Origin of the sequence: Actinotignum vesiculae (assembly GCF_051267215.1) — a bacterium.
GTDB lineage: Bacteria > Actinomycetota > Actinomycetes > Actinomycetales > Actinomycetaceae > Actinotignum > Actinotignum schaalii.
The window spans coordinates 67,718-88,839 of sequence record NZ_JBOZGG010000010.1 but is presented as its reverse complement, the minus strand read 5'-3'; the positions used below and the strand labels follow the sequence as shown (position 1 = coordinate 88,839).

The 21,122-nt window shown below is 61.7% G+C and carries 18 protein-coding genes, 1 tRNA gene and 1 pseudogene; 13 read left to right on the top strand and 7 right to left on the bottom strand.

Annotated features, from left to right (window positions below):
- Positions 1–7 precede the first annotated feature (7 nt).
- The 4 genes from ACRQHG_RS06650 to ACRQHG_RS06635 form a co-directional block, all read right to left on the bottom strand.
- Positions 8–661 carry a hypothetical protein gene (locus ACRQHG_RS06650; protein WP_435706340.1) on the bottom strand — a complete coding sequence of 218 codons (654 nt, stop codon included), beginning with the start codon at positions 659–661 and terminating at the stop codon, positions 8–10.
- A 68-nt stretch (positions 662–729) separates the two neighbouring features.
- A complete protein-coding gene (locus ACRQHG_RS06645) occupies positions 730–1,284 on the bottom strand; it encodes a hypothetical protein (protein ID WP_284905868.1) in 555 nt (184 codons plus the stop codon).
- Positions 1,285–1,291: 7 nt separating this feature from the next.
- Positions 1,292–1,522 (bottom strand): helix-turn-helix domain-containing protein, encoded by a 231-nt coding sequence (locus ACRQHG_RS06640; RefSeq protein WP_431308506.1) that lies wholly within the window; start codon positions 1,520–1,522, stop codon positions 1,292–1,294.
- 454 nt (positions 1,523–1,976) lie between these two features.
- Positions 1,977–2,053: transfer RNA gene (locus tag ACRQHG_RS06635), tRNA-Lys, on the bottom strand.
- Positions 2,054–2,296: 243 nt separating this feature from the next.
- Between ACRQHG_RS06635 and ACRQHG_RS06630 the strand changes: the two genes are divergently transcribed.
- From ACRQHG_RS06630 to pstB, 8 genes and pseudogenes are all read left to right on the top strand, one after another.
- Positions 2,297–2,923 (top strand): hypothetical protein, encoded by a 627-nt coding sequence (locus ACRQHG_RS06630; protein ID WP_284890307.1) that lies wholly within the window; start codon positions 2,297–2,299, stop codon positions 2,921–2,923.
- Between the two features lie 168 nt (positions 2,924–3,091).
- Positions 3,092–3,376: pseudogene (locus ACRQHG_RS06625) on the top strand (GNAT family N-acetyltransferase); the annotation flags it as partial.
- A 261-nt stretch (positions 3,377–3,637) separates the two neighbouring features.
- Positions 3,638–6,370 carry an RNA degradosome polyphosphate kinase gene (locus ACRQHG_RS06620; RefSeq protein ID WP_435713538.1) on the top strand — a complete coding sequence of 911 codons (2,733 nt, stop codon included), beginning with the start codon at positions 3,638–3,640 and terminating at the stop codon, positions 6,368–6,370.
- A gap of 68 nt (positions 6,371–6,438) precedes the next feature.
- A complete protein-coding gene (locus tag ACRQHG_RS06615) occupies positions 6,439–7,392 on the top strand; it encodes an NUDIX hydrolase (RefSeq protein ID WP_435713534.1) in 954 nt (317 codons plus the stop codon).
- 234 nt (positions 7,393–7,626) lie between these two features.
- Positions 7,627–8,739, top strand: a complete 1,113-nt coding sequence (pstS, locus tag ACRQHG_RS06610) for a phosphate ABC transporter substrate-binding protein PstS (protein WP_035276844.1) — start codon at positions 7,627–7,629, stop codon at positions 8,737–8,739.
- Positions 8,740–8,781: 42 nt separating this feature from the next.
- A complete protein-coding gene (gene pstC, locus ACRQHG_RS06605) occupies positions 8,782–9,894 on the top strand; it encodes a phosphate ABC transporter permease subunit PstC (protein WP_180948672.1) in 1,113 nt (370 codons plus the stop codon).
- Complete coding sequence (pstA, locus tag ACRQHG_RS06600) at positions 9,894–11,063, top strand: phosphate ABC transporter permease PstA (RefSeq protein WP_435713533.1); 1,170 nt, start codon at positions 9,894–9,896, stop codon at positions 11,061–11,063. Before pstC ends, pstA begins: the two co-directional genes overlap by 1 nt.
- Positions 11,064–11,086: 23 nt before the next feature.
- A complete protein-coding gene (pstB, locus tag ACRQHG_RS06595; protein ID WP_026428731.1) occupies positions 11,087–11,866 on the top strand; it encodes a phosphate ABC transporter ATP-binding protein PstB in 780 nt (259 codons plus the stop codon).
- Positions 11,867–12,090: 224 nt separating this feature from the next.
- Here pstB and ACRQHG_RS06590 read toward each other — a convergent pair whose 3' ends face one another.
- Both ACRQHG_RS06590 and ACRQHG_RS06585 read right to left on the bottom strand, forming a co-directional pair.
- Positions 12,091–13,101 (bottom strand): inorganic phosphate transporter, encoded by a 1,011-nt coding sequence (locus ACRQHG_RS06590; protein ID WP_435719832.1) that lies wholly within the window; start codon positions 13,099–13,101, stop codon positions 12,091–12,093.
- Positions 13,102–13,103: 2 nt separating this feature from the next.
- The gene (locus ACRQHG_RS06585) at positions 13,104–13,730 is read right to left on the bottom strand and encodes a DUF47 domain-containing protein (RefSeq protein WP_026428733.1); all 627 of its coding nucleotides are present in this window, start codon (positions 13,728–13,730) and stop codon (positions 13,104–13,106) included.
- Between the two features lie 961 nt (positions 13,731–14,691).
- Between ACRQHG_RS06585 and ACRQHG_RS06580 the strand changes: the two genes are divergently transcribed.
- From ACRQHG_RS06580 to ACRQHG_RS06560, 5 genes are all read left to right on the top strand, one after another.
- Entirely contained in the window at positions 14,692–15,318 is a 627-nt protein-coding gene (locus ACRQHG_RS06580; protein ID WP_435713531.1) for a heme-binding beta-barrel domain-containing protein, read from the top strand.
- On the top strand, positions 15,315–16,331 hold the full coding sequence (locus ACRQHG_RS06575) for a hypothetical protein (RefSeq protein WP_435713530.1): 1,017 nt from the start codon (positions 15,315–15,317) through the stop codon (positions 16,329–16,331). Before ACRQHG_RS06580 ends, ACRQHG_RS06575 begins: the two co-directional genes overlap by 4 nt.
- 41 nt (positions 16,332–16,372) lie before the next feature.
- Positions 16,373–16,714, top strand: coding sequence for a DUF2516 family protein (locus tag ACRQHG_RS06570; RefSeq protein ID WP_051278341.1), 342 nt, complete (start codon positions 16,373–16,375; stop codon positions 16,712–16,714).
- A gap of 61 nt (positions 16,715–16,775) precedes the next feature.
- Positions 16,776–17,243: a D-aminoacyl-tRNA deacylase gene (gene dtd / locus ACRQHG_RS06565; RefSeq protein ID WP_435713529.1), complete on the top strand. Its 468-nt coding sequence runs from the start codon at positions 16,776–16,778 to the stop codon at positions 17,241–17,243.
- 223 nt (positions 17,244–17,466) lie between these two features.
- On the top strand, positions 17,467–20,070 hold the full coding sequence (locus ACRQHG_RS06560) for an ATP-dependent Clp protease ATP-binding subunit (protein WP_435713528.1): 2,604 nt from the start codon (positions 17,467–17,469) through the stop codon (positions 20,068–20,070).
- Between the two features lie 70 nt (positions 20,071–20,140).
- Here the strand turns inward: ACRQHG_RS06560 and ACRQHG_RS06555 are convergent, their stop codons facing one another.
- A complete protein-coding gene (locus tag ACRQHG_RS06555) occupies positions 20,141–21,088 on the bottom strand; it encodes a hypothetical protein (RefSeq protein WP_435713527.1) in 948 nt (315 codons plus the stop codon).
- Positions 21,089–21,122 lie beyond the last annotated feature (34 nt).

Genomic DNA, 21,122 nt, shown 5'->3' with positions numbered 1-21,122 from the left:
GTTAGCGTCATGAGAGCAGACCCCCAACACGGATGTATTGCTCGTCTTCGCGCGTAGGCACGGAAAAACCGGCAAGCTCCATCGTGCGCTCATTGACGGGCACAAAACCACGCTCATCACATTCACCGCCAAGCGGCGCGATATGAACCGCACACATCAACCCGTCCGGGTGCTCGGGCGTGCGATAGCATGGCCAGCCCGTAATAAGAAGACCGATCATGTAGGCTGCCGAAAGCAGCCCGTAGGCGAGCGCCCACTCAAGAGGTGGGTTACCCACTTTGAATGTTTCCGGGTCTTTCCGCACCCGAATTCCGCCAGCAAGCACCAGCCCTGGCACGGCGCTGTATGCTCGGGTTATCGCGGTGAAAGCCGTGGTATCCAGGAGTTTTTGCAATACGGCCCTCTCGTCTAGGTCGCCATGCAATTCACAGCCCATATCCACGGCAAGACCGATACACGTCGCCTGATAAGAGACACCCGGCCTGCCATACAAAGCAGTAACGGCGCTCTCGGTAATACCGGTTAGTGTTTGGAAGTAGCGTAGGCGTCGGCCGTAAAAATCCTCGACCTTGGCGCGAGCTTGCTCGCGCCAGGACTCTTCGGAGAAATTCCAGTGGCGGAAACTCAACACAGACGGGACCTCGATATCCCAGTCCGCCACATGCAAACCCTCAATAACCGCGAGGTCAAAAACCGAGCCTGGCTCGGGAAGCACTGCTTGTAGTGTTCTTACCATGGGATGATCTCCAGCCACTCACTGAGATCCTCATCAATCTTCGATGAAGCGGGCGGGAAAACTGACTCCCGGGTGAGAATGCCCGGCGACGTGAAAGCTGCTACCCTCAAGCATTCCCCACCAAGCCACGTACCAATACATGTATCCGTGTGGTTCGCGACCATAAGCCCCACAAGCGGGTCAATCTGAGAGTGGGAAACATACACATCCTCACCCTCGCTAGCGTTTGGTCCGAAAGCCGGGGTCGTGCGATAGGCCAGGCCACACACTAGCCACGGCAAACACCAACCCCACAGCTCCTCCGGGAGTGTGTCGAGGTTGTAGCCCAGGCGAATCTCGCGGCCCTTCACGCGCACCTTGAAATGCTCAATAACCCGGCAGGCTTTATCAAAGTGTTCTTCGGGTACACCGTCCACGTCGAAAACGACATACACCCACGGGTCACACACTCGCGCGCCCAGCTCTGGCGAATACACGCCCTCATCGGCGATATTCAAATTCCAGCACTGAATAACAACCGACTGCCCCAACTCCAGCGTCGTGTCCATTGGATACCTACCCGAAAATTTCCAACTGGCCAGGAACCTCTGTGGATGCATCCTTAGTAGTCGTTGGTGAGTCTGTCTTGGAAACGGGTGCGAGAATGCGATCCAATTCTGACTTTGGAATGCGCCACTGCCCGCCGGGCAATTGCACCGCGGAAATCCGGCCCGACCTACACCAGTTCCACACCGAAGCGCGGCTTACGCCAACATGTGCCGCTACATCCTGCGTAGTTAAGAGCATCGTCTACCGCCAATCAATCTAAACGTACAGCTAGTGTACGATTGACGCTTGCAATGTCGCAAGGGGTGTTTGACTAAACGGATGCGCTTGTCGCACTTGTGTCGTTCGATATACCTTACTTAATAGGTGGTATTGCACGTTAACTGTGTTGGTGATAGATTTACGACATGTCTGTTACGAACGACGAATACATGTCGACAATATCCACTGATGAGTTCGTTGGTGAACGCGTGATGCTGTGGCTTAAACGTCGCGGGGAGACGATTGAGTGGCTTTCTCAAGCTGTTGGAATCACACGGGCATCGATGTCGCGAAAAATATCCGGGAAGGTTGCTTGGGGTATCAAAGATTTGGCTTTGACTGCCGCAAGGTTGGAAGTTCCACTGAGTGAATTTTTACCCGAAAATGTTGTGGAGATCGCTCAAAAAGAGCGTGATCGCTCGCTGGAAGAAAATGGTAGGCCCCGTGGGATTCGAACCCACAACCCTTGGATTAAAAGTCCAGTGCTCTGACCGTTGGAGCTAGAGGCCCACGAAGTAGTGTAGCGCGCTTTGGCCCGCTGGTAAAAAATCGGGCCGAATCTGTGTGGAAAGCCGCATCTGCGCGGGTGCTCAAGCTTCGCTCGGCAGCATTTCTACATCCGCGCGAGGCCCGCAACTCCTTTACGTAATCGGCGGAAAACAGCTCGAAGCCGCACTAAGGCCCGCCCTGAGGTGCGACAATAGAAGAGTGAGCGAGCGCACTGGCGCGCCCCGAGCGAGTGGAGGAAAAATTATGGCTAGTAGTTTTCGCCGTCCGGCCCAGATGAAACCGGACCAGCTCGAGTCCATCGAAGGTGAAGCGGACGTCGCCTACCACAGCGAGCTCGCCCACACCGCGGCGCAGGCCCTCCTGCCCGGCGCCGGCTACCACGCCGAAGACCCGGAGGTCCGCGCCCGCGTGCTGGACCTCGTCGCCACCGAAGGCATCGACGTCATCGCCGAAGCCTGGGCGCGCTCCCCGGAAAGCACCCTCCCCGGAATGCTGTGGCGCGGCTACTTGCTGCGCGAATGGTTGCGGCGTTTTCCGAACGACGCCGCCGCGCGGCTCACCGCCGCGCGGGAAAAACTCGGCTCCCAGGGAGCTGACGGCGCGGAGAAACTGGAAAAAACTCCCACCCTCGGGGAAGTGGAAGCCAGTTGGGATGAGGTGTTCGCCGGTTCCTTTAGCGGGGACTTCGCGGAGGTGCTGGCCAGCTCGGCCCGCCTGTGTGACACCCTTGCCGAAGTGGATCCGCTCTGGATCCCTAGCGACGAACACCCGCTGGCCACGCCGGTCACGCGCCGCGATGCGGCGCTGCTGGAAACAGCACGGGAATTCCGTGCGGCCGGGGCTCGGGCGGTGCGCGGCACGCTTTCGTAGCGGAGCGGGGCCGTTCCTGGAGGAGCGCCGGCTGGCTCGAAATTCACGGTATCGGGGAGGATGCCCCTGGCGAAGGGGAGCTGCGCCGTCGTTCGTTTGCTTGGACGTAACTTTTCTGTCGTAGTCATCGACTACGGTTAAGAGGTAGCAGGAAAAAGGAGCCCTCCTATGAGTATCGTTGCCGGATCACCGCAGCCGGATCAGGCCGCGCTTTTTAACCAGCTCGCCCAAGAATGCTTCGCGGCGGATGGCGTCGCGCCGTTCAGTGAGCAAACGCTTCTGGATATTGCCGCGGGCGCGGAAAGCTCGCGGGTGTGGACTTTCGGGGATCCCGTGGTCGGGGTGGCTCATTCCGGGCGTACCGGGGATGTGGAATTGGCAGTGCGTCCGGAAGCCCGCGGCAAGGGCGCCGGTACGGAATTGCTGCGCACCGTTCTGGATGCGGGGGAAACCGCGGTGTGGGCGCACGGGGATTTGCCGGCCGCGCAGGAACTCGCGGCATCATCCCAGCTCTACCCGGGGCGTACCCTCCTCGTGCTGGAGCGCCCGGTTACGGAAGAAAATCCTGCTCCGGCCCTGTGGACTTTGCCGGGAATCGTGCTGGCACCGGTGGATCCGGCCGCGGATCTGGAGGATATTGCGCGTCTCAACGCGGAAGCATTCGCGGATCTGCCCGATCAGGGCCAGCTCACCGCGGAGGATCTGCGTGAACGCATGGAAGCTCCCTGGTTCACTCCGGAGCTCCTGGTAACCGCGCGCTGCCAAGGCGAACTCGTTGGTTTTGTGTGGCTCAAGCCGAATGTGCTCGGGGGAGGCGCGGGCGCTGCTGGTGCGGCCGGCGTGGCTGGCACCGCGGCAGGTGAATCTGGCGCGGCCGAAGCGAACGCGGCCAGCGAGCCCGGCGCCGCTAGCGAACCGAGCGAAGCGAATGTACTGGAACTTTATGTGCTCGCAGTGGCCCCGGAACACCGCGGCAAGGGCATCGGGAAACTCCTGACGGCCTGGGCGCTTGTCACCACCGGCTCGCGTGGCTTCTCACGCTGCATCCTCTATGTTGATGCCGCGAATTCCGCCGCGGTGCATGTCTACGGGAAGGCCGGCTTCACGCAGGCCGAACGGCATGTGCGCTATGAACTGCAACCCGAACCGGCCGTTTCGGCCACTCGCGCCCGTCTGGCAGCCCGGGAGGGCGCCAGTGCTGTAGAACCCACCCCGCACGAAACTTTCCTGCAGGCGGTGCGGCTCGGCTCGCCGGTCTCCACCAAATCCCTCACGGATATGGCCAAGGAATCGCGCAAACTCGCCAAGCGTTCCGCGAAGGCGCCGGAGGAATCCCAGCTTCCCGAAGGGCGCTTCGCGGATCGGGAGCTCTCCTGGCTGGCCTTCAATGAGCGGGTGCTGGAACAGGCAGAAGATGAAACCCTGCCACTCCTGGAACGTGCCTGGTTCCTCTCCATTTTCTCCTCGAACCTCGATGAGTTCTTCATGGTGCGGGTGGCCGGCCTCAAGCGCCGTATTGATACCGGCATTGGAGTGGTGGCAGCATCCGGCCTCACCCCGCGCCAGGTCATGAAGGGTATCGCGGAACGCACCCATGAACTGACCGCGCGCCAAGCCAAGGTCTACTCGGAAGATATCAAGCCCAAACTGGAAGGCCAGGGCGTTTTCATCCGCCGCTGGAATGAGCTGGATGCCCAGGTGCAACAGCGCTTCTCCAAGCTTTTCAAGGATGAGATTTTCCCCGTCCTCACCCCGCTCGCGGTGGATCCTTCCCATCCCTTCCCCTATATTTCCGGGCTTTCCCTCAACCTCGCCGTTGTCCTCAAGGATCGGCGTGGTTCCTCCGCTTTCGCGCGGGTGAAAGTGCCGGATCTGCTTCCGCGTTTCCTCATGATTGGGGAAGATGGCACCGCCTACAGCCCGGAAAACGTTCCGGTGGAAGCCGGCAGTGATATTGAATTCCTGCCCCTGGAGGAACTCATCGGGCACCACCTGGGTGAACTCTTCCCCGGGATGGATGTGCAAAGCTACGCCACCTTCCGCGTCACCCGCAATGAAGACCTGGAAGTCGAAGAAGACGACGCAGAAAACCTCCTCACCGCCCTGGAACGCGAACTGCTCCGGCGGCGCTTCGGGCCGGTGGTGCGCCTGGAAGTAGATGAGGATATGGATGATGCCACCCTCAGCTTCCTCCAGAAGGAAATGAGCGTGAGCCCCTCGGATACCTACCGGCTGCCCGCGCCTCTTGACCTGCAATCCCTCGAACAGCTCCACGATCTGGATCGGCCCGGGCTCAAATATCCCAAGTATGTGCCCGTCACGCCCACCGGGCTCACGGATGCCGAATCTGCCAAACCGGCTGATTTCTTCGCCAAGCTGCGCGATCATGATGTGCTGCTTCACCACCCCTACGAATCCTTCTCCACCTCGGTGCAGCAATTCATCGCCCAGGCGGCCGCGGATCCGCAGGTCCTCGCCATCAAACAAACCCTCTACCGCACCTCGGGGGATTCCCCCATCGTGAACTCGCTTATCCGCGCAGCCCGAGCCGGGAAACAGGTCCTCGCCATCGTGGAAATCAAGGCGCGTTTCGATGAGCAGCGCAATATCGAATGGGCGCGCAAACTTGAGCGGGCCGGGGTACATGTGGTCTACGGAATGATCGGGCTGAAAACCCACTGCAAGCTCGCGCTGGTGGTCCGCCAAGAATCCGACGGCCTGCGCCGCTACTGCCACGTGGGTACCGGCAACTACAACCCGAAAACCGCCCGCGGCTATGAAGACCTGGGCCTGCTCACCTCCAACCGGGATGTGGGCCAGGATCTCACTCGGCTCTTCAACCAGCTCTCCGGCTACTCCCGGCAGGAACGCTTCCACCGGCTCCTCGTGGCGCCCACCGGTATCCGCTCCGGGCTCATCGACCGGATCGAACGCGAAATTGAAAACAAGAACGCCGGCAAACCCGCCTGGGTGAAATTCAAAGTCAATTCCATCGTGGACGAAGCCACCATCGACGCCCTCTACCGGGCCAGCCAAGCCGGCGTGAAAGTGAGCATCCAGGTGCGCGGCATCTGCGCCCTGCGCGCCGGCATCCCCGGGCTTTCCGATAACATCAAAGCCCGTTCCATCTTGGGTCGCTACCTCGAACACTCGCGTATCTACGCTTTTTGTAACGACGGCGACGCAGATGTCTTCATCGGCTCTGCCGATCTCATGCATCGCAACCTGGATCGGCGCATCGAAGCCCTCATCAAGATCACGGACCCGGATATGGTGGACCGCCTGGTGGAACTGGTGGATGTGGCCACCGCGGATACCACCAGCTCGTGGCACCTGGGTCCGGACGGGTGGGTGCGCCACAACCTCAGCCCGAAGGGTCGCCCGCTCGTCGATATCCAGGAGCTGCTCATGAAACAAGCACGCTCCCGCGTGGCAGGAGGGGACTAGGCAAATCGCGGGCCGGGGGAATCCCGCGGCCCGCGCATATCCGTACCAACTATGCCGAAGGGGGAGTGATGGGCAGCGTTCATGCTGCGGGCGCCGTTGTGTGGCGCAAAAAAGGTGGCGAATTCCAGGTGTTACTCGTACGCCGGGATAGCTACAAAGACTGGTCCTTCCCCAAGGGCAAATACAAGCCCGGCGAAGGCCCGCGCATGGCGGCAGTGCGGGAAGTCTACGAAGAAACCGGCGAGCATATCGCCCTGCAGCGGCCCCTGCCCTCCATCGGCTACACCCTATCCTCGGGGAAGAAAAAACGAGTCTTTTACTGGGTGGCCCGCCCGCTCACCCAGCGCTCGCGGCCGGTTGCCGCCCGCCCGGAATTCCCTACAGCCCACCCCGGGGAAATCACCCGGTCACGCTGGATGAACGCGCAAACCGCCCTCGAAAAACTCAGCTATAAAGACGAACGCACCATGCTCAAACGCGTCCTGAAATATTGGGAACGCGGAGAACTCACCACCCGCGCGGTGTTGCTCGTTCGCCACGCTCGCGCCCAAAAACGCTCGGCGTGGAACGGAAGCGAAAAAACCCGGCCCCTCACCCCGCACGGAGCCTCCCGGGCTCGCACCATCAGTTCGGTGCTTAGCGTCTACGGGGTAGACCGCCTCGTATCCTCCCCCTGGCAGCGTTGCACCGCCACCATCGCACCCTACGCACATGCCTCCGGAGTCTCCCTCACCTGCGTCGCTGCCCTCACCGAACATTCCCACGCGAAGAACCCCGCCGGAGTACGTAAAACCATCGAGGCGGTCCTGACAGATGCCGGAGCTCCCACGGCGGTCAGCTTGCATCGTCCCACCCTGGGTACCGTTATCGACGTCGTTAAAAAACACGGCGGCCACCACGTAAAAGAAAAGCTCCCCGACGACGACCCCTACCTCAAAACCGGAGAAATCCTCGTCGTCCACATGAAAGGCGACCACGCGGTTGATGTCGAACGCTTCCGCCCCGTCCACACCGAACCCTAGCGGCCGTGTGCCCAGTGGCGCGTTCCCAGCGGCCCGCGTGCAGGCTGTGTTCCCGTGCTCGCGCCCCGAGCACCCAACGTGCCTGCACGGCCGCATCCTGTGAGACATGCTACAAGCCCGTTAACCTTCTGTTTACCTCCGGTGTGGGCCGCCGTAACCCTCGCTTCCTAGGCTCGAACCAGCGAGCGCCGAAACGGGCGTTCCTGAACACGCAAGGATTAAACAGTGAAGACCATGAAGATCTCGGCACTTGCTGGTGCCACCGCTCTTGCTCTGACCCTTTCCGCCTGTGGTGGGGACGCAACGACTTCTGCCACCACCGAAGCTGCCAAGGGTGACGCCACCACCCAGGCCGCGGACAGCGGCTCGAACCTCTCGGGCACCATCTCCGGTTCCGGTGCTTCCTCGCAGCAGAAGGCCCAGCAGGCCTGGCGCGATAACTTCACCATCGCGAACTCGGGCGTGACCGTGAACTACGAGCCCACCGGCTCCGGCACCGGCCGCCAGCAGTTCCTCTCCGGCCAGGTGCAGTACGCCGGCACGGACTCGGCCCTCAAGTCGGAAGAACTCGCCCAGGTTTCCAATACCTGCAAGACCGACGTTGCCGTGGAACTGCCCGTCTACATTTCCCCCATCGCGATCGCCGTGAACCTCGAAGGTGTCAAGGAGCTCAAGCTCGACGCTCCCACCATCGCGAAGATCTTCTCCGGCCAGATCGAAAAGTGGAACGACCCGGCCATTGCCGCCACCAACTCCGGCGTCAAGCTCCCGGACGAAACCATTATCCCGATCCACCGCGCGGAAAAGTCCGGCACCACCGGTAACTTCCAGTCCTACCTGGAAGAAGCCGCCCCCGAGGTCTGGACCTACGGCTCGGAAGAAACCTGGCCGATCCAGGGCGGTCAGTCCGCCGAATCCACCTCCGGTGTGGTCCAGCTGGCCCTCTCCACCCCGAACTCCATCATCTACGCCGACTACTCCCAGATCGAAACCCTCACCCCGGTGAAGGTCAAGGTTGGCGATGAGTTCATCGGCCCCGAACCGGAAGCCGCCGCCCGCGTGGTGGATGACTCCCCGGCCGCCGAAGGTGCCACGGACACCCTCCTCAACAAGGACCTCAAGCGCGACGGCTCCGTCAAGGGTGCCTACCCGGTCGTTATGCTCTCCTACCTCATCGGCTGCCAGGAATACAAGGATGCCTCCACCGGTGAACTGGTCAAGGCCTTCTTCACCTACGTCGTCTCCGAAGAAGGCCAGAAGGCCGCCTTCGCGGCCAACGGTGGTAACGCTCCGATCTCGGACACCCTGCGCAAGCAGGCCATGGCCGTCATCGATACCATCAAGTAAACCAGCGGTTAGACAACCGAATACCCCTATCTGAAAGTCGATATGACTGAACGAGATAACGCAGCCGGGGAGGTTCTTGAGCGTACCGCTCAGGAAACCTCCCCGGAGGTGGGTCAGACTGCAGTGCCGGCCCGCCCGACCAAACGCGCGCGTCGCCGCGTTGCAGACACTACCTTCAACGGCCTAGCCATCGGAGCCGGAGCATTCATCATCCTCATCCTGGGCGCCGTTTTCATCTTCCTGCTCCTCGAGTCATATCCGGCATTCATTGCCGGTAAGGAAGAAATCTCCGGGACAGCAGACTTCACGAAGGGCATGGGCTTCTGGCAGTACGCCGGGGCAGCGCTCTTCGGTACCGTGCTTTCCGCACTTCTGGCACTGGCCCTCGCCGTACCCTTCGCGGTAGCGATTGCGCTATTCATTTCGCATTTCGCGCATCGGCGTTTCGCCTCCGTCCTCGGCTACATTATTGACCTGCTCGCGGCCATCCCCTCCGTGGTCTTCGGCCTGTGGGGTATTCGCACCCTCGAACCGATTGTGCGCCCCGTTTTCGAATGGGTCTCCAATGTGCTCACCCCACCGCTCCAGTGGTGGGTGGATCACGTTCCGTTCATGGGTGAAGAAGGCGGACTGGCCCAATTCGATTGGTGGCCGCTCCAACCCAGCCTGGTGGCCTTCACGCCGCCGGCTCGTAACATCATGATGGGCGGCCTGGTGCTGGCCATTATGATCCTGCCGATTATCACCTCGCTGTGCCGCGAAGTATTCCTCCAGACCCCGAAGCTGCTGGAAGAAGCAGCCCTCGGCCTGGGCGCCACCCGCTGGGAAATGATCAAGATGACCGTGCTCCCGGTGGGCCGTTCCGGTATCGTCTCCGCGGCCATGCTGGGCCTGGGGCGCGCCCTGGGCGAAACGATGGCACTCCTCATGGTGCTCTCGGCCGGCCTGCAGGTGAACTTCAACCTCTTCTCCCCGGGGCAGCACTCCACCATCGCCTCGCAGATCGCCCTGAACTTCCCTGAAGCTCATCCCGGTCTGCAGCGCCAGGTCCTTATCGGTATCGGCCTCATGCTCTTTGCCCTGACCTTCGTGGTCAACTGGTTGGCGCGGCGCGTTCTGGCCCGGTACGCAGAATTCTCAGGAGCGAATGCCTAATGAGTACTGACGTAACACAGACCCCTGCCAGCCAGCCCGACGGCGGCGCGCACGCGCTGCCCGGTAGCGGCACGCTACCCGGCGGAAACGGCGGCAACGGCCGCGCCGGCAGCATGGACACCGTCACCGAAGGCACCCCGATCTTCGCCTCCGAATACGGCCGCCTGCCCAAGTTCTTCAACTGGGCGGTGCTCGTGGTGTGCATGCTGGCCTCCTGGCTGCTGTTCCACTTCGGCTTCAAAGCGGATTCGTTTTTCGGCGCGGTCCTGGTGGGCTTGCTCGTCTTCTTCCTCGTGATCCGGATCGTCGGATACGCAGTGGAAGGCCCGCGCCGCGGCGCCAACCGCATGGCCACCGTGCTCATCACCAGCGCTTTCGTGCTCGCGGTGCTCCCGCTGCTATCGCTGCTCTACACCGTGATCGTGGAAGCCCTCCCGATCCTCAGCTATTCCTTCCTCAATAACTCCACCCTCGGCATGTCCCTGCCCGGCGCCCAGCCCGGCCTCGGCCACGCCATCGTAGGCACGCTCATTATCACCGGCATCACGGCGCTCATCGCCATCCCGCTCGGTATTCTGACGGCCATCTACCTGGTGGAATACAACAGGGGTGGCTGGTTCGGGCGCTCGGTGACCTTCCTGGTCGATATTATGACGGGCATCCCCTCCATCGTGGCCGGCCTCTTCGCCGCCGCGATTGTCCCGGTGCTCGCCCCCGCGCTCGGGTTCCGCAATGGCATCATGGGCGCCGTCGCCCTTGTTGTTCTTATGACGCCGATTGTGGTCCGCAATACCGAAGAAATGCTGCGCATCGTCTCCAATGAATTGCGCGAAGCATCCTACGCGCTCGGCGTGACGAAGTCCCGCACCATCATTAAGGTGGTGCTGCGGACCGCGCTGCCGGGTATCGTTTCCGGTTGCGTGATCGCCATCGCCCGCGTGATCGGCGAATCGGCCCCGCTGATGATTACCGCCTCCGTCTCGGATACGTTCAACTACTCCTTGTTCAACGGCCCGATGATGACGCTCCCGGTGTTCGTCTACTCGCAGTTCAAGGCCAATAACCTCGACCTGGCCTGGGGCGGCGCGCTCGTCTTGGTGTTTATCGTGCTGGTATTCAACTTGCTGGCGCGCTTGATTGCTCATATCTTCGCCCCGAAGGGCCGCTAACGCGGCAGCCGAAAGGAAAAACAGTGCCTCAGGGAATTAGTGTTCGTAACGAGAACATTTACTACGGTGATTTCCTCGCCGTGGAGAACGTCAATGTGGATATCAAACCGAATTCGGTGACCGCGCTGATCGGCCCGTCCGGTTGCGGCAAATCCACGTTCCTGCGTTCCCTCAACCGTATGCATGAAGTGATCGACGGCGCCTACGTGACCGGCGATGTCTTCATCGACGGCAATAATATTTACGGCCCCGGGGTGGATCCGGTGACCGTCCGCCAGCACGTGGGCATGGTCTTCCAGCGTGCGAACCCGTTCCCCACCATGTCGATTCGCGACAATGTGCTGGCGGGGATGCGGCTCAATTCGCAGAAGATCAAGAAGTCCGATGCGGAGGAAATCGTGGAACGCTCGCTGCGCGGCTCCAACCTCTGGGAGGAAGTGAAGGACCGCCTCGATAAGCCGGGTTCCTCGCTTTCCGGCGGCCAGCAGCAGCGCCTGTGCATCGCCCGCGCCATCGCGGTCAAGCCCGAGGTGCTCCTCATGGACGAACCGTGCTCGGCCCTCGACCCGATCTCCACCCTCGCGATTGAGGACCTCATGAACAGCCTCAAAGAGGAATACACGATCGTGATCGTGACGCACAATATGCAGCAGGCGGCGCGCGTCTCCGAAATGACCGGCTTCTTCAATATCGCCGGGACCGGCAAGCCCGGCCACCTCGTGGAGTTCGACCAGACGGAGAAGATTTTCTCCAACCCGACCCACAAGGAAACCGAAGATTACGTCTCCGGGCGCTTCGGCTAAACCGGTTAACAGCTCCGCTGTTTACCTTGCGAACTGTGCCGCGCGGGAACTATCCTGCGCGGCACAGTTGTGTTTCGGGAGGTGATGCGCGCGGGTGAGGTTATGTGCCCGGGCGCGGCTAGGTGCGCGGGCGCGGCTATGTTCACGCTGCGCATTAAGTACGACGACGCCGCATCGGCCCGCCGCCTCACTTCTGTGCGGCGTGCGGGTAGCGGGCAAGCAGCTTAGATAAGCACCAGGCGCAGCAGCCAGGTGGCCACCGCTGCCAGGGCGCCGGCCGCCGGGATCGTGAGGATCCAGGCGGTGGCAATATTGCCGGCCACGGACCAGCGCACTGCCGAACGCCGCTTCGTGGCCCCGACCCCCATGATCGCGCAGGTGATGGTATGTGTTGTGGAAATCGGGGCGGCCCAGACAAACGCCGTCGTATAAAGAACACTCGCGGCCACGCTTTCCGCAACGAAACCGCGGGCCGGATCCAAATCAATAATTTTTGAGCCGAGCGTTTTCAGAATGCGGAAGCCACCGGTCGCGGTCCCCAAAGAAATCGCGGCGGCCGCGGCCAGTTTCACCCAGGTGGGGATGCCGTCTTCAAGATTGTGGAAACCGCTGGCGGTGAGGGCCAGCACGATCACACCCATGGTTTTCTGGGCGTCCTGGAGGCCGTGCCCGAGGGCCACCATCGCGGCGGAAACCGTCTGAGCGTAGCGGAAACGGTGCATGGTGGTGTGGTAGGGCGCCTCGGTGAGCAGACGCAACACCACTTTCATAATGAGGTAGGCGAGCAGGAAACCAACCGCGGGGGAAACAACCATCGGCACCACCACGCGGTCGAAAATAACCGCCCAGTGTACGGTGGCCAGCGAAGCGATACCCGCGCCGGCTAGCCCGCCAATGAGCGCGTGCGAAGATGACGAGGGCAGCCCGCGCCACCAGGTAATAAGATTCCAGCCAATCGCGCCGGCCAGCCCGCCGAGCACCAGGGTGAGGCCGGTTATTTTTTCCAGCTCGGTAATATCAACGATGCCCGATCCGATTGTTTCGGCCACTTTCGTGCCGAGCATCGCGCCGAGGAAGTTCATGACGGCCGCCATCGCGAGGGCCACCCCCGGGGTTAACGCGCGGGTGGCTACCGAGGTGGCGATGGCATTTGCGGCGTCGTGAAAACCGTTAGTGAAGTCAAAAATGAGGCTAATGACGACGACGGTGCCCACCAAAAAGAGCAACTCGGACAAAATCAGGACTCCTTGAGGGCAATGCGCTCGACCACGGCGGCGAGCGTCTCGAAAGCGTCGACGGTGTCCTCGAGAGTGTCCACAACCAGTTTGACGCGCAGCAATTCAATGGCATCGGTGGCGTTTTCAAAAAGCGCGGCGAGGGTGGAACGGTAGAGGGAATCGCCCTTGTTTTCCAGCTGGTTAATTTCCACCCAGTATTCGCGGGTATCCGGGGAAGTGGGGTTGAAATGCGCGAGGATATCCGAGGAGAGGCGGGCGCAGCTCTTGAGAATATCCACCACCGTAGGCACGCTATCGGGGAGGGTGAGCGGGCGCATGAAGGCCACGTTTTCCCCGACCTCGTCCATGAGGTCCACGCAATTATCAACCGCGGTGGTCAGGGCATAAAGATCCTCCCTATCAAAAGGGAGGACAAAAGACCTATTTACCACTTTGAGGAGCGCGTGATTTGACTCATCTGCATTGTTTTCGATGGTATGCAACTGCTGCTGCAACTCCGCGCGCTCATGAACCGGTGCGGTCATCAGCTGCGCGAGGCCCGCGGCGGCGATAGGAAGATGCGCCGCCTGGGCGCCAATTAGGTCGAAAACCCGCGTGGAACGCGAGAATTTAGAGAATAACCCCACGTGAATTCCTCGTTTCGGGGACATGAACAATCGATGAACGACTCTCCTCAAGGATAGTTCATTATGGGGCGAAACGTGTATGACAGCGCGGTGAGATCGGGCAAGCGTGCGGCACCAGCGAAGCGCGCAGGATGTGCCCTCTCGGCATGAGGCCCCCACAAAAAGCAACCTCTCGACGGGCATCTCTTCAAGATGCAACACCCTGACAGTAGGCTCCACAAAAAGCAACGCCACGACAGTGGGTTCCGCAGGATGCAACGCTGTGACAGTGGGTGCCACAGGATGTAACCTCACGACATCAAAACAATTTCTTAACGTAGCTGCCGTTGCATTTTGATTTCGGGCAGACGCGGCGGGCTTCACTTGAGAGCCTCACGGGCCTCACGAACTTCAATAGTCACACCAGCACCTGGGGAGGGGGTATCTGTTTTCAGAGCTGTACTTCATATGTCGTACATGCGAAGTACATCCCGGAAAAATATACCTTCCTCGCCGGAGCCGCGGGTCGGCGAGGCAAAGTGTGAGTCCGGGACATCGCCTCCCACAGGATGTGCATAAGAGACACGAAATTACCCTGAAACGGTACTCTTGCGCACACTTTGTTTCTGCGCACGGTTCATACGGTTCCGGACCGAATCCAAACCAACGCCACGCAGCCCCGCCCGCAGCCCCTTTTGTCTATTAACCCCACGCAACGGTAGAAAAGTGGCGGAAAAGTGACGAGTGGTAGGAAAAAGGGTGCCGGACCTGAGAGCGCCTGACGGCGCGAATGCCGCTCGTAGCGGCGCTAGTTGGAGCCCGGGGCTTTCAAGGTCCGGCACCGTGGCTTCAGAATAACAAGAGCGCGGCCAATCGGAAACTTTTCGTCGCGCTTTCGGGCCAAGCGTGAAAAATGAAGACTTTTTTGCTCCGACGTGGGAAAATGACACTAGCTATGGGCTGTGGCGGGTAACCTGAGCATATGGTCTTTGCAATCCCTGAAAATCTCAGCCCGGAAACCTATCCGATGGCCTGGCTCGTTGATACCTGGCGCGGCGCTGGCCTCCTCGAATACGAGGGCGTGGACGCGGCCGGCTACCTCCACGAATTGCGCATCGATAATGATGACCACGGCCCCTACCTGCGTTTGCGTTCAGCAACCTGGCTTTCCCAAGAGCCGGCCGGGGCGGTGGATCGCGAGGTGCCAGGCGGGCGGATGTACGCGGCCCTCACCAAAGGCCAGCTGTGGTCGAGTTTTGAGGGTTACCTGCGCGTTTCCCCGAATAACCTCCAGGGCACAGAGGGCCGTTTCGTACTGGAAGGCATGATCGCCACCTCCGCCGGGCACGCCATGACCTGGGCCGGTTTTATTAAGGGCCCGCAATTCCAGATCGTCGCGGACGCCATCGCCGCCACCCCCACCGCCGCGAGCTACACCGGCGGCCAAATCATGGGCGGCTACGTGGAATCCGAGCTTTTCTACGCCTACGATATGGCGGCTTTCGGGGCGGATATGCGCAGCTACATGGCCGGCCGCCTCCAGCGTCTGAGCGATTGCCCGGAAGCGGAGCCGAAGTCCGCAACGCCCGAAGCTCAGCCAGAATCGTGATACCCAGCCCGCTGCTGCGCTGGCCCGGCGCGGTTCCCGGGGAGGGGGAGGCAGCCGGAGTGGCCGCTTTCTACACCAATCCCAATGTGGAACAGCGCGAGCTGGAAGCCGGGCGCGGCTTCGTGGACCTTTCCCACTGGCAGGTGCTGCGCGGTGCCGCTAGGGCATGCCCGGATGTTGAGCATGCACGCGAAGTGCTGGAATGCGACGCCGAGGGCCGGATTCTCAGCGCCCTACTACGTTGCCCGGGCAGTGGCGCGGATATTTTCCTGAGCCCGCCGGGCGGGCCCGATTGTGGTATGTGCCCAGCCAACTACATAGCCATAGGTACGACGACGCAAGGAGCCGCGCGCCTCCGTGCGGCCATGCACGGCCAGCCTGGGCTATCCGCCACTTTCTGGGAAGACTGGTGGCCGGGCAGCGATACGGTGATTCTCCTGGTCGAGGACATTGAGGTGCTGGCCCGGGCCGGGCAGGCCGCCGGCATGAGTCCGGTAGGTTTATTCGCCTGGGTCGCCTACCGGGTCGCCGCGCGCCGCCCGGATCTCTTCCGGGCGGCGCGCGCGGGGGCGAGCTTGGCTGATATATACGGATCTGGCCTAGTGGGTACCCGCGAATCCGGGGAATGCGGTATCCGCCAGCTCGGGGAAGCGGGGCGGAGCCTGACGTGCCTGTATTTAGAAGGTCCGGACGCGGCCGACCTGCCCGAGGAGGGCACGCAGGTACTCGCGGAGCGATCCGATGTGGCGAGTGGTGGAGCGAGCGGGAATGCGGCGGTCGAAACGGAAACGAATCAGCCCGATGGGGCGGTTGTGGGCTGTGTGACCTCCGCGGCGCGGCATTGGGAAGAAGGGCCGCTCGCCCTCGCGCTGGTCAGGGAACCAACGGCGCTGGGGGCGGTGCGGGTCGGGGAATTCCGCTGCGGCGTCGAACCTATTCCTCTACCTGCGCACGCGCCCGTGGCGGTGACCATTCGTGAAAGCGGCGAAAAAAGTGTCGTAGGCCGTGATTAGAATGAGGGCGAGCACCACGTTTAGCACGAGGACGGAGAATCATGAACCTAACAACCTTGCGGCTCGTCACGGATATCTGCAACGGGATATTTTTTGTGATCCAGCTGGCGATTCTCGCGTTTATGGTGTGGGCGCTGGTGGCCTGCCTGCGCCGGCCGGATGCGGATTTTCGCTATGCCCGCAAGGATAAAAAGTTCTGGAGCGGGGTGCTGCTCGGCTGCGCCCTGGTCACCGGGATTGTGCTTTTCACACCCATTCGCCTACCTTTCCAGCCTTTCCTCATGCTCGGGGCGGCCTACGGGGCGCTCTACTACCTGGGTCCCGAAGAACAGCGGATGGGCCCGCGGCGCGGCTCGCGCGGGCGCGGGGGTGGGTCCTGGTAAAGCTGGGTAGGCGCAGGGCCTAGCTGCGTCGTCGTACCAATAACACCACGAAGGAGGAAGAATGCGAGCAGTTATTCAGCGCGTTAAGCGCGCGTCCGTCACGGTGGACGGCGCCGTGATTTCGCAGATCGGCACGGGGCTGTGCGTGCTCCTGGGCGTGACCCACGGGGATGGCGCGGCGGAAGTGGAGAAAGTCGCGCGGAAAATCGCGCAGCTGAAAGTGCTGCGTGCCGCGGACGGCACCGATGATCCGAATAGCCGGCGCAGCGCAGAAGAAGCCCAGGCGCCCGTGCTGCTCGTTTCGCAATTCACCCTGTACGCGGATGTGCGCAAGGGCCGCAAGCCCTCGTGGTCCAAGGCCGCGCCCGGGGAGGTTGCCGATCCGCTCTACGAAGCGGTCGTGCGCGAATTGCGGGAAACGTACGGGCTGGAGGTTGCTACCGGGCAATTCGGGGCCATGATGGATGTGGAACTCGTCAATGACGGCCCCTTCACGCTCCTCGTTGAGGTGGAATCCGCGGGCGCCTAAAGTAGCGCGCTACCTCGCGGCAATACGTTGCGGGCGTGGGTCCAAAGGCCCGGCGATAGTGAAATAAGCTCAGAAATCTTATCGATAACAGCACTTTCCGCGCGAATTCGGCTTTTTCCCTCAGCAAAATGTGAGCCACACACTCATGCCACTGGCGAACAGGGGACGGCTCCCGGGCTGAGGGCCGTTACTCTTTTAGAAGATTGCAAGTGCAAGGAGAGTTATGTTCGAAAGGTTCACCGACCGCGCTCGGCGGGTCATCGTGCTCGCGCAGGAAGAAGCACGGAACCTCAAGCACAACTACCTGGGGACCGAACATATCTTGCTCGGCCTCATTCGCGAGGGCGAAGGGGTGGCCGCGAAGGCGTTGGAAGCCCTGGGGGTGACGCTTGAGTCCGTGCGGACGCAGGTCATCGACATTATCGGCGAAGGCCAGGAGCCGCCCTCGGGTCATATTCCCTTCACGCCGCGCGCCAAGAAGGTCATCGAGTTCGCGATGCGCGAGGGGCTGCAAATGGGCCACTCCTATATCGGGACCGAACATCTCCTCCTCGGGCTCACCCGTGAAGCGGATGGCGTGGCCGCCCAGGTCCTCATCAAGCTCGGCGCGGATATGTCCACCGTGCGCAACCAGGTCAGCCAGCTCATTTCCGGTTTCCAAGGCAAGGAAGCCGTGGGGGTGGGTGGCGGCCCGCGCGAAGGCACCAAGGCCGGCTCTACGGTCCTCGATCAATACGGGCGCAACCTCACCGCCGCCGCGCGTGACCACAAACTTGACCCCGTGATCGGCCGGCATACCGAAACCGAGCGGGTCATGCAGGTGCTCTCCCGGCGCACCAAGAACAACCCGGTGTTGATTGGCGAACCCGGCGTGGGTAAAACCGCGGTGGTGGAGGGCCTGGCCCAGTCCATTGCCGCCGGTAACGTTCCGGAAACCCTCAAGGATAAGCAGTTGTATTCCCTCGATATGGGTTCTCTGGTGGCCGGCTCGCGCTACCGCGGTGACTTCGAGGAACGCATGAAGAAAATCCTCAAGGAAGTCAATACCCGCGGGGATATCATTCTTTTCATCGACGAAATCCACACCCTGGTGGGCGCGGGCGCCGCGGAAGGTGCCCTGGATGCTGCCTCGCTGCTCAAGCCGATGCTGGCCCGCGGGGAACTCCAGGTCATTGGGGCAACCACCCTCGATGAATACCGTAAGTACATTGAAAAGGATGCCGCGCTGGAACGGCGTTTCCAGCCCATCCAGGTGGAACAACCCACCGTGGAACAAACGATTGATATTTTGCGGGGCTTGCGGGACCGGTACGAGTCCTACCATCGCGTGACTATTACCGACGACGCCCTGGAGGCAGCCGCCACCCTGGCAGATCGTTATATTAATGACCGCTTCCTTCCCGATAAGGCCATTGACCTCATCGACGAAGCGGGGGCCCGCCTGGCCATCCGCAAGATGACCGCGCCGCCGGAACTGCGCGAACTGGACGATAAGATCGCCTCCACGCGCCGCGCTAAGGAAGCGGCTATTGATGCCCAGGACTTCGAGAAGGCTGCCGGCCTGCGTGACGAAGAGCAAAAGCTCGGCGAAGAACGCGATGCCCGCGAGCAAGCCTGGAAGGACGGGGATATGGACGTCGTTTCGGTGGTGGATGAAGATCTCATCACCGAAGTGCTCTCCATGTCCACCGGCATCCCGGTCTTCAAGCTCACCGAAGCGGAATCCGCAAAGCTGCTGCGCATGGAAGATGAGCTGCACAAGCGGGTGATCGGCCAGCATGAAGCCGTGACCGCGCTCTCCCAGGCGATTCGTCGTACCCGCGCGGGCTTGAAAGATCCCAACCGCCCGGGTGGTTCCTTCATTTTCGCCGGGCCTACCGGTGTGGGTAAAACCGAGCTCGCCAAGGCGCTCGCGGAATTCCTGTTCGGGGATGAATCCGCGCTCATCACCTTGGATATGTCCGAGTATTCGGAAAAGCACACCGTTTCGCGGCTCTTCGGTGCCCCTCCGGGATACGTGGGCTATGAAGAAGGCGGCCAGCTCACCGAGAAGGTACGGCGCAAGCCCTTCTCCGTGGTGCTCTTCGACGAAATTGAGAAGGCCCACGCGGACCTCTTCAATTCCCTCCTCCAGATCCTGGAAGAAGGGCGCCTCACGGACGCGCAAGGCCGGGTGGTGGACTTCAAGAACACCATCATCATCATGACCACCAATTTGGGCACGAAGGATATTGCGAAGGGCGTGCAAACCGGTTTCCAGTTCGACGCCGATACCACTTCCTCCTACGAGCGCATGAAGACGAAGGTGGCGGAAGAACTCAAGAACAACTTCCGGCCCGAATTCCTCAACCGCGTGGATGACATTATCGTCTTCCCGCAGTTGGGCCGCCCGGAGATTTTGCAGATCGTGGATCTCATGATCGGCAAGCTGGATAAGCGCCTGCGGGATCAGAACCTCTCCATCGCCCTGACGAAGGACGCGAAGGAACTCCTGGCTGACCGCGGGTACGACCCGGTGCTCGGGGCACGCCCGCTGCGCCGCGCTATCCAGCGCGATGTGGAAGATGTGCTTTCCGAGAAGCTGCTCTACGGCGAATTCTCCAAGGGTGACATCATCGTGGTGGATGTGGATAAGGACAATATTCCGATGTCCTTCACCTTCACCGGTCAGTCGCCCGACCAGCCGCTACCGGACGGCGTGATCGAAGCGCACGAACCGGCACAGATGGAGGGCCTGGCCTCCGGCGTGAATACCCGCCCCAGCGGCGGGCCGGTTGCCGGGGCTGGCGCTCCGACTGCCGGAGGTGGCTTGGCCGCGGCGAACTAGGGCCGCTGGCTAAGCGGCCGGATAGGGCCGCGGGCTAGGAGTAGCTGATATCGATACCGAGAGCTCGAAGCTAACCGATCAGGTGGGCTTCGAGCTCTCGCGTTATCACCGGGGTGGTTTCGGAGCGGGTAGTGAGTAGCTCCGGCACTGTGCGGCTCTGCCCAGCAATGCTGTACCGAGCCTCCCACTCCACGACCAGCGTGGCACTCACCTCCTCATTAGCCTGGCGGTAGACAACTTCCGTAAAGGGCTGGCGAGCCGGGACGGTCTGTGCAGGGCGGCCGGATGTGTGGTGGCTAGGTGGCAGACCGCCGGGCGTGCTCCCCGCACCGCTCGTGATTTCTGCGCCGGGCACCTCCCAGGTGGCCCGCACCGGAACCAGATCAATAACCACCTCCGCGCCGAGCAAGGTCACCGTGTGGCGCTGGGCCGGCGCGGAATAATGCAAGCGGACCGGGTAGTTGATCGCAACCCAGCCGCGCGCCGGTTCCATCCACGCCTCAGCATTCGCCGCCGCAATCCGGATACTCTCCGTGTGAATGATCGTCTCCAACTGCGCGGCGGTGGGAGCATCGCCGGTTTGCGGGTCAGCCGGAGGAGCGCCGTTTGCCAGTATCCAACTGAGAATCCCGGCCGCCCCGCGCACATGCCCCGGTAGGGAAGTATCCCGAACCGCGGCGATGAGCGCGCGCCGAGACCACGGCAGCCCGTAGGGCCCGGTGGCTGTACCGGCACCTGAGCCACGTGCTGTAGCGGCGCCGCCTTCGAACCCGGAGCCGGAATATCCAGAATCCGCGCCGGCAGCGCTTCCCGCGCCTGAGCTATCCGCGCCACCCGAGCCGGATGGCGTACCGCCCGCCCCACCGGGCAGACGCCGGGTGTAACTACCCTGAGCTTCCACGGTCACTCCGCCGGCATCGGTGCGAGCGGTATAGATCCGTTCCTCACCGTCCTCGTATTCGCGGGCAAGGGCTGGTGCGCTTACCGTGCACGAACCAAGAAATACCACCGCGGCCATGCCTATGATGAGGCCCCTCAGGAACCAGCGCGGC

Coding starts and splice junctions, on each gene's coding strand:
- ACRQHG_RS06645 (WP_284905868.1), bottom strand. CDS start 1,284: ATGGACACGACGCTGGAGTTGGGGCAGTCGGTTGTTATTCAGTGCTGG.
- ACRQHG_RS06640 (WP_431308506.1), bottom strand. CDS start 1,522: ATGCTCTTAACTACGCAGGATGTAGCGGCACATGTTGGCGTAAGCCGC.
- ACRQHG_RS06630 (WP_284890307.1), top strand. CDS start 2,297: ATGGCTAGTAGTTTTCGCCGTCCGGCCCAGATGAAACCGGACCAGCTC.
- ACRQHG_RS06620 (WP_435713538.1), top strand. CDS start 3,638: ATGGAAGCTCCCTGGTTCACTCCGGAGCTCCTGGTAACCGCGCGCTGC.
- ACRQHG_RS06615 (WP_435713534.1), top strand. CDS start 6,439: ATGGGCAGCGTTCATGCTGCGGGCGCCGTTGTGTGGCGCAAAAAAGGT.
- pstS (WP_035276844.1), top strand. CDS start 7,627: ATGAAGATCTCGGCACTTGCTGGTGCCACCGCTCTTGCTCTGACCCTT.
- pstC (WP_180948672.1), top strand. CDS start 8,782: ATGACTGAACGAGATAACGCAGCCGGGGAGGTTCTTGAGCGTACCGCT.
- pstA (WP_435713533.1), top strand. CDS start 9,894: ATGAGTACTGACGTAACACAGACCCCTGCCAGCCAGCCCGACGGCGGC.
- ACRQHG_RS06580 (WP_435713531.1), top strand. CDS start 14,692: ATGGTCTTTGCAATCCCTGAAAATCTCAGCCCGGAAACCTATCCGATG.
- ACRQHG_RS06570 (WP_051278341.1), top strand. CDS start 16,373: ATGAACCTAACAACCTTGCGGCTCGTCACGGATATCTGCAACGGGATA.
- dtd (WP_435713529.1), top strand. CDS start 16,776: ATGCGAGCAGTTATTCAGCGCGTTAAGCGCGCGTCCGTCACGGTGGAC.
- ACRQHG_RS06560 (WP_435713528.1), top strand. CDS start 17,467: ATGTTCGAAAGGTTCACCGACCGCGCTCGGCGGGTCATCGTGCTCGCG.
- ACRQHG_RS06555 (WP_435713527.1), bottom strand. CDS start 21,088: ATGGCCGCGGTGGTATTTCTTGGTTCGTGCACGGTAAGCGCACCAGCC.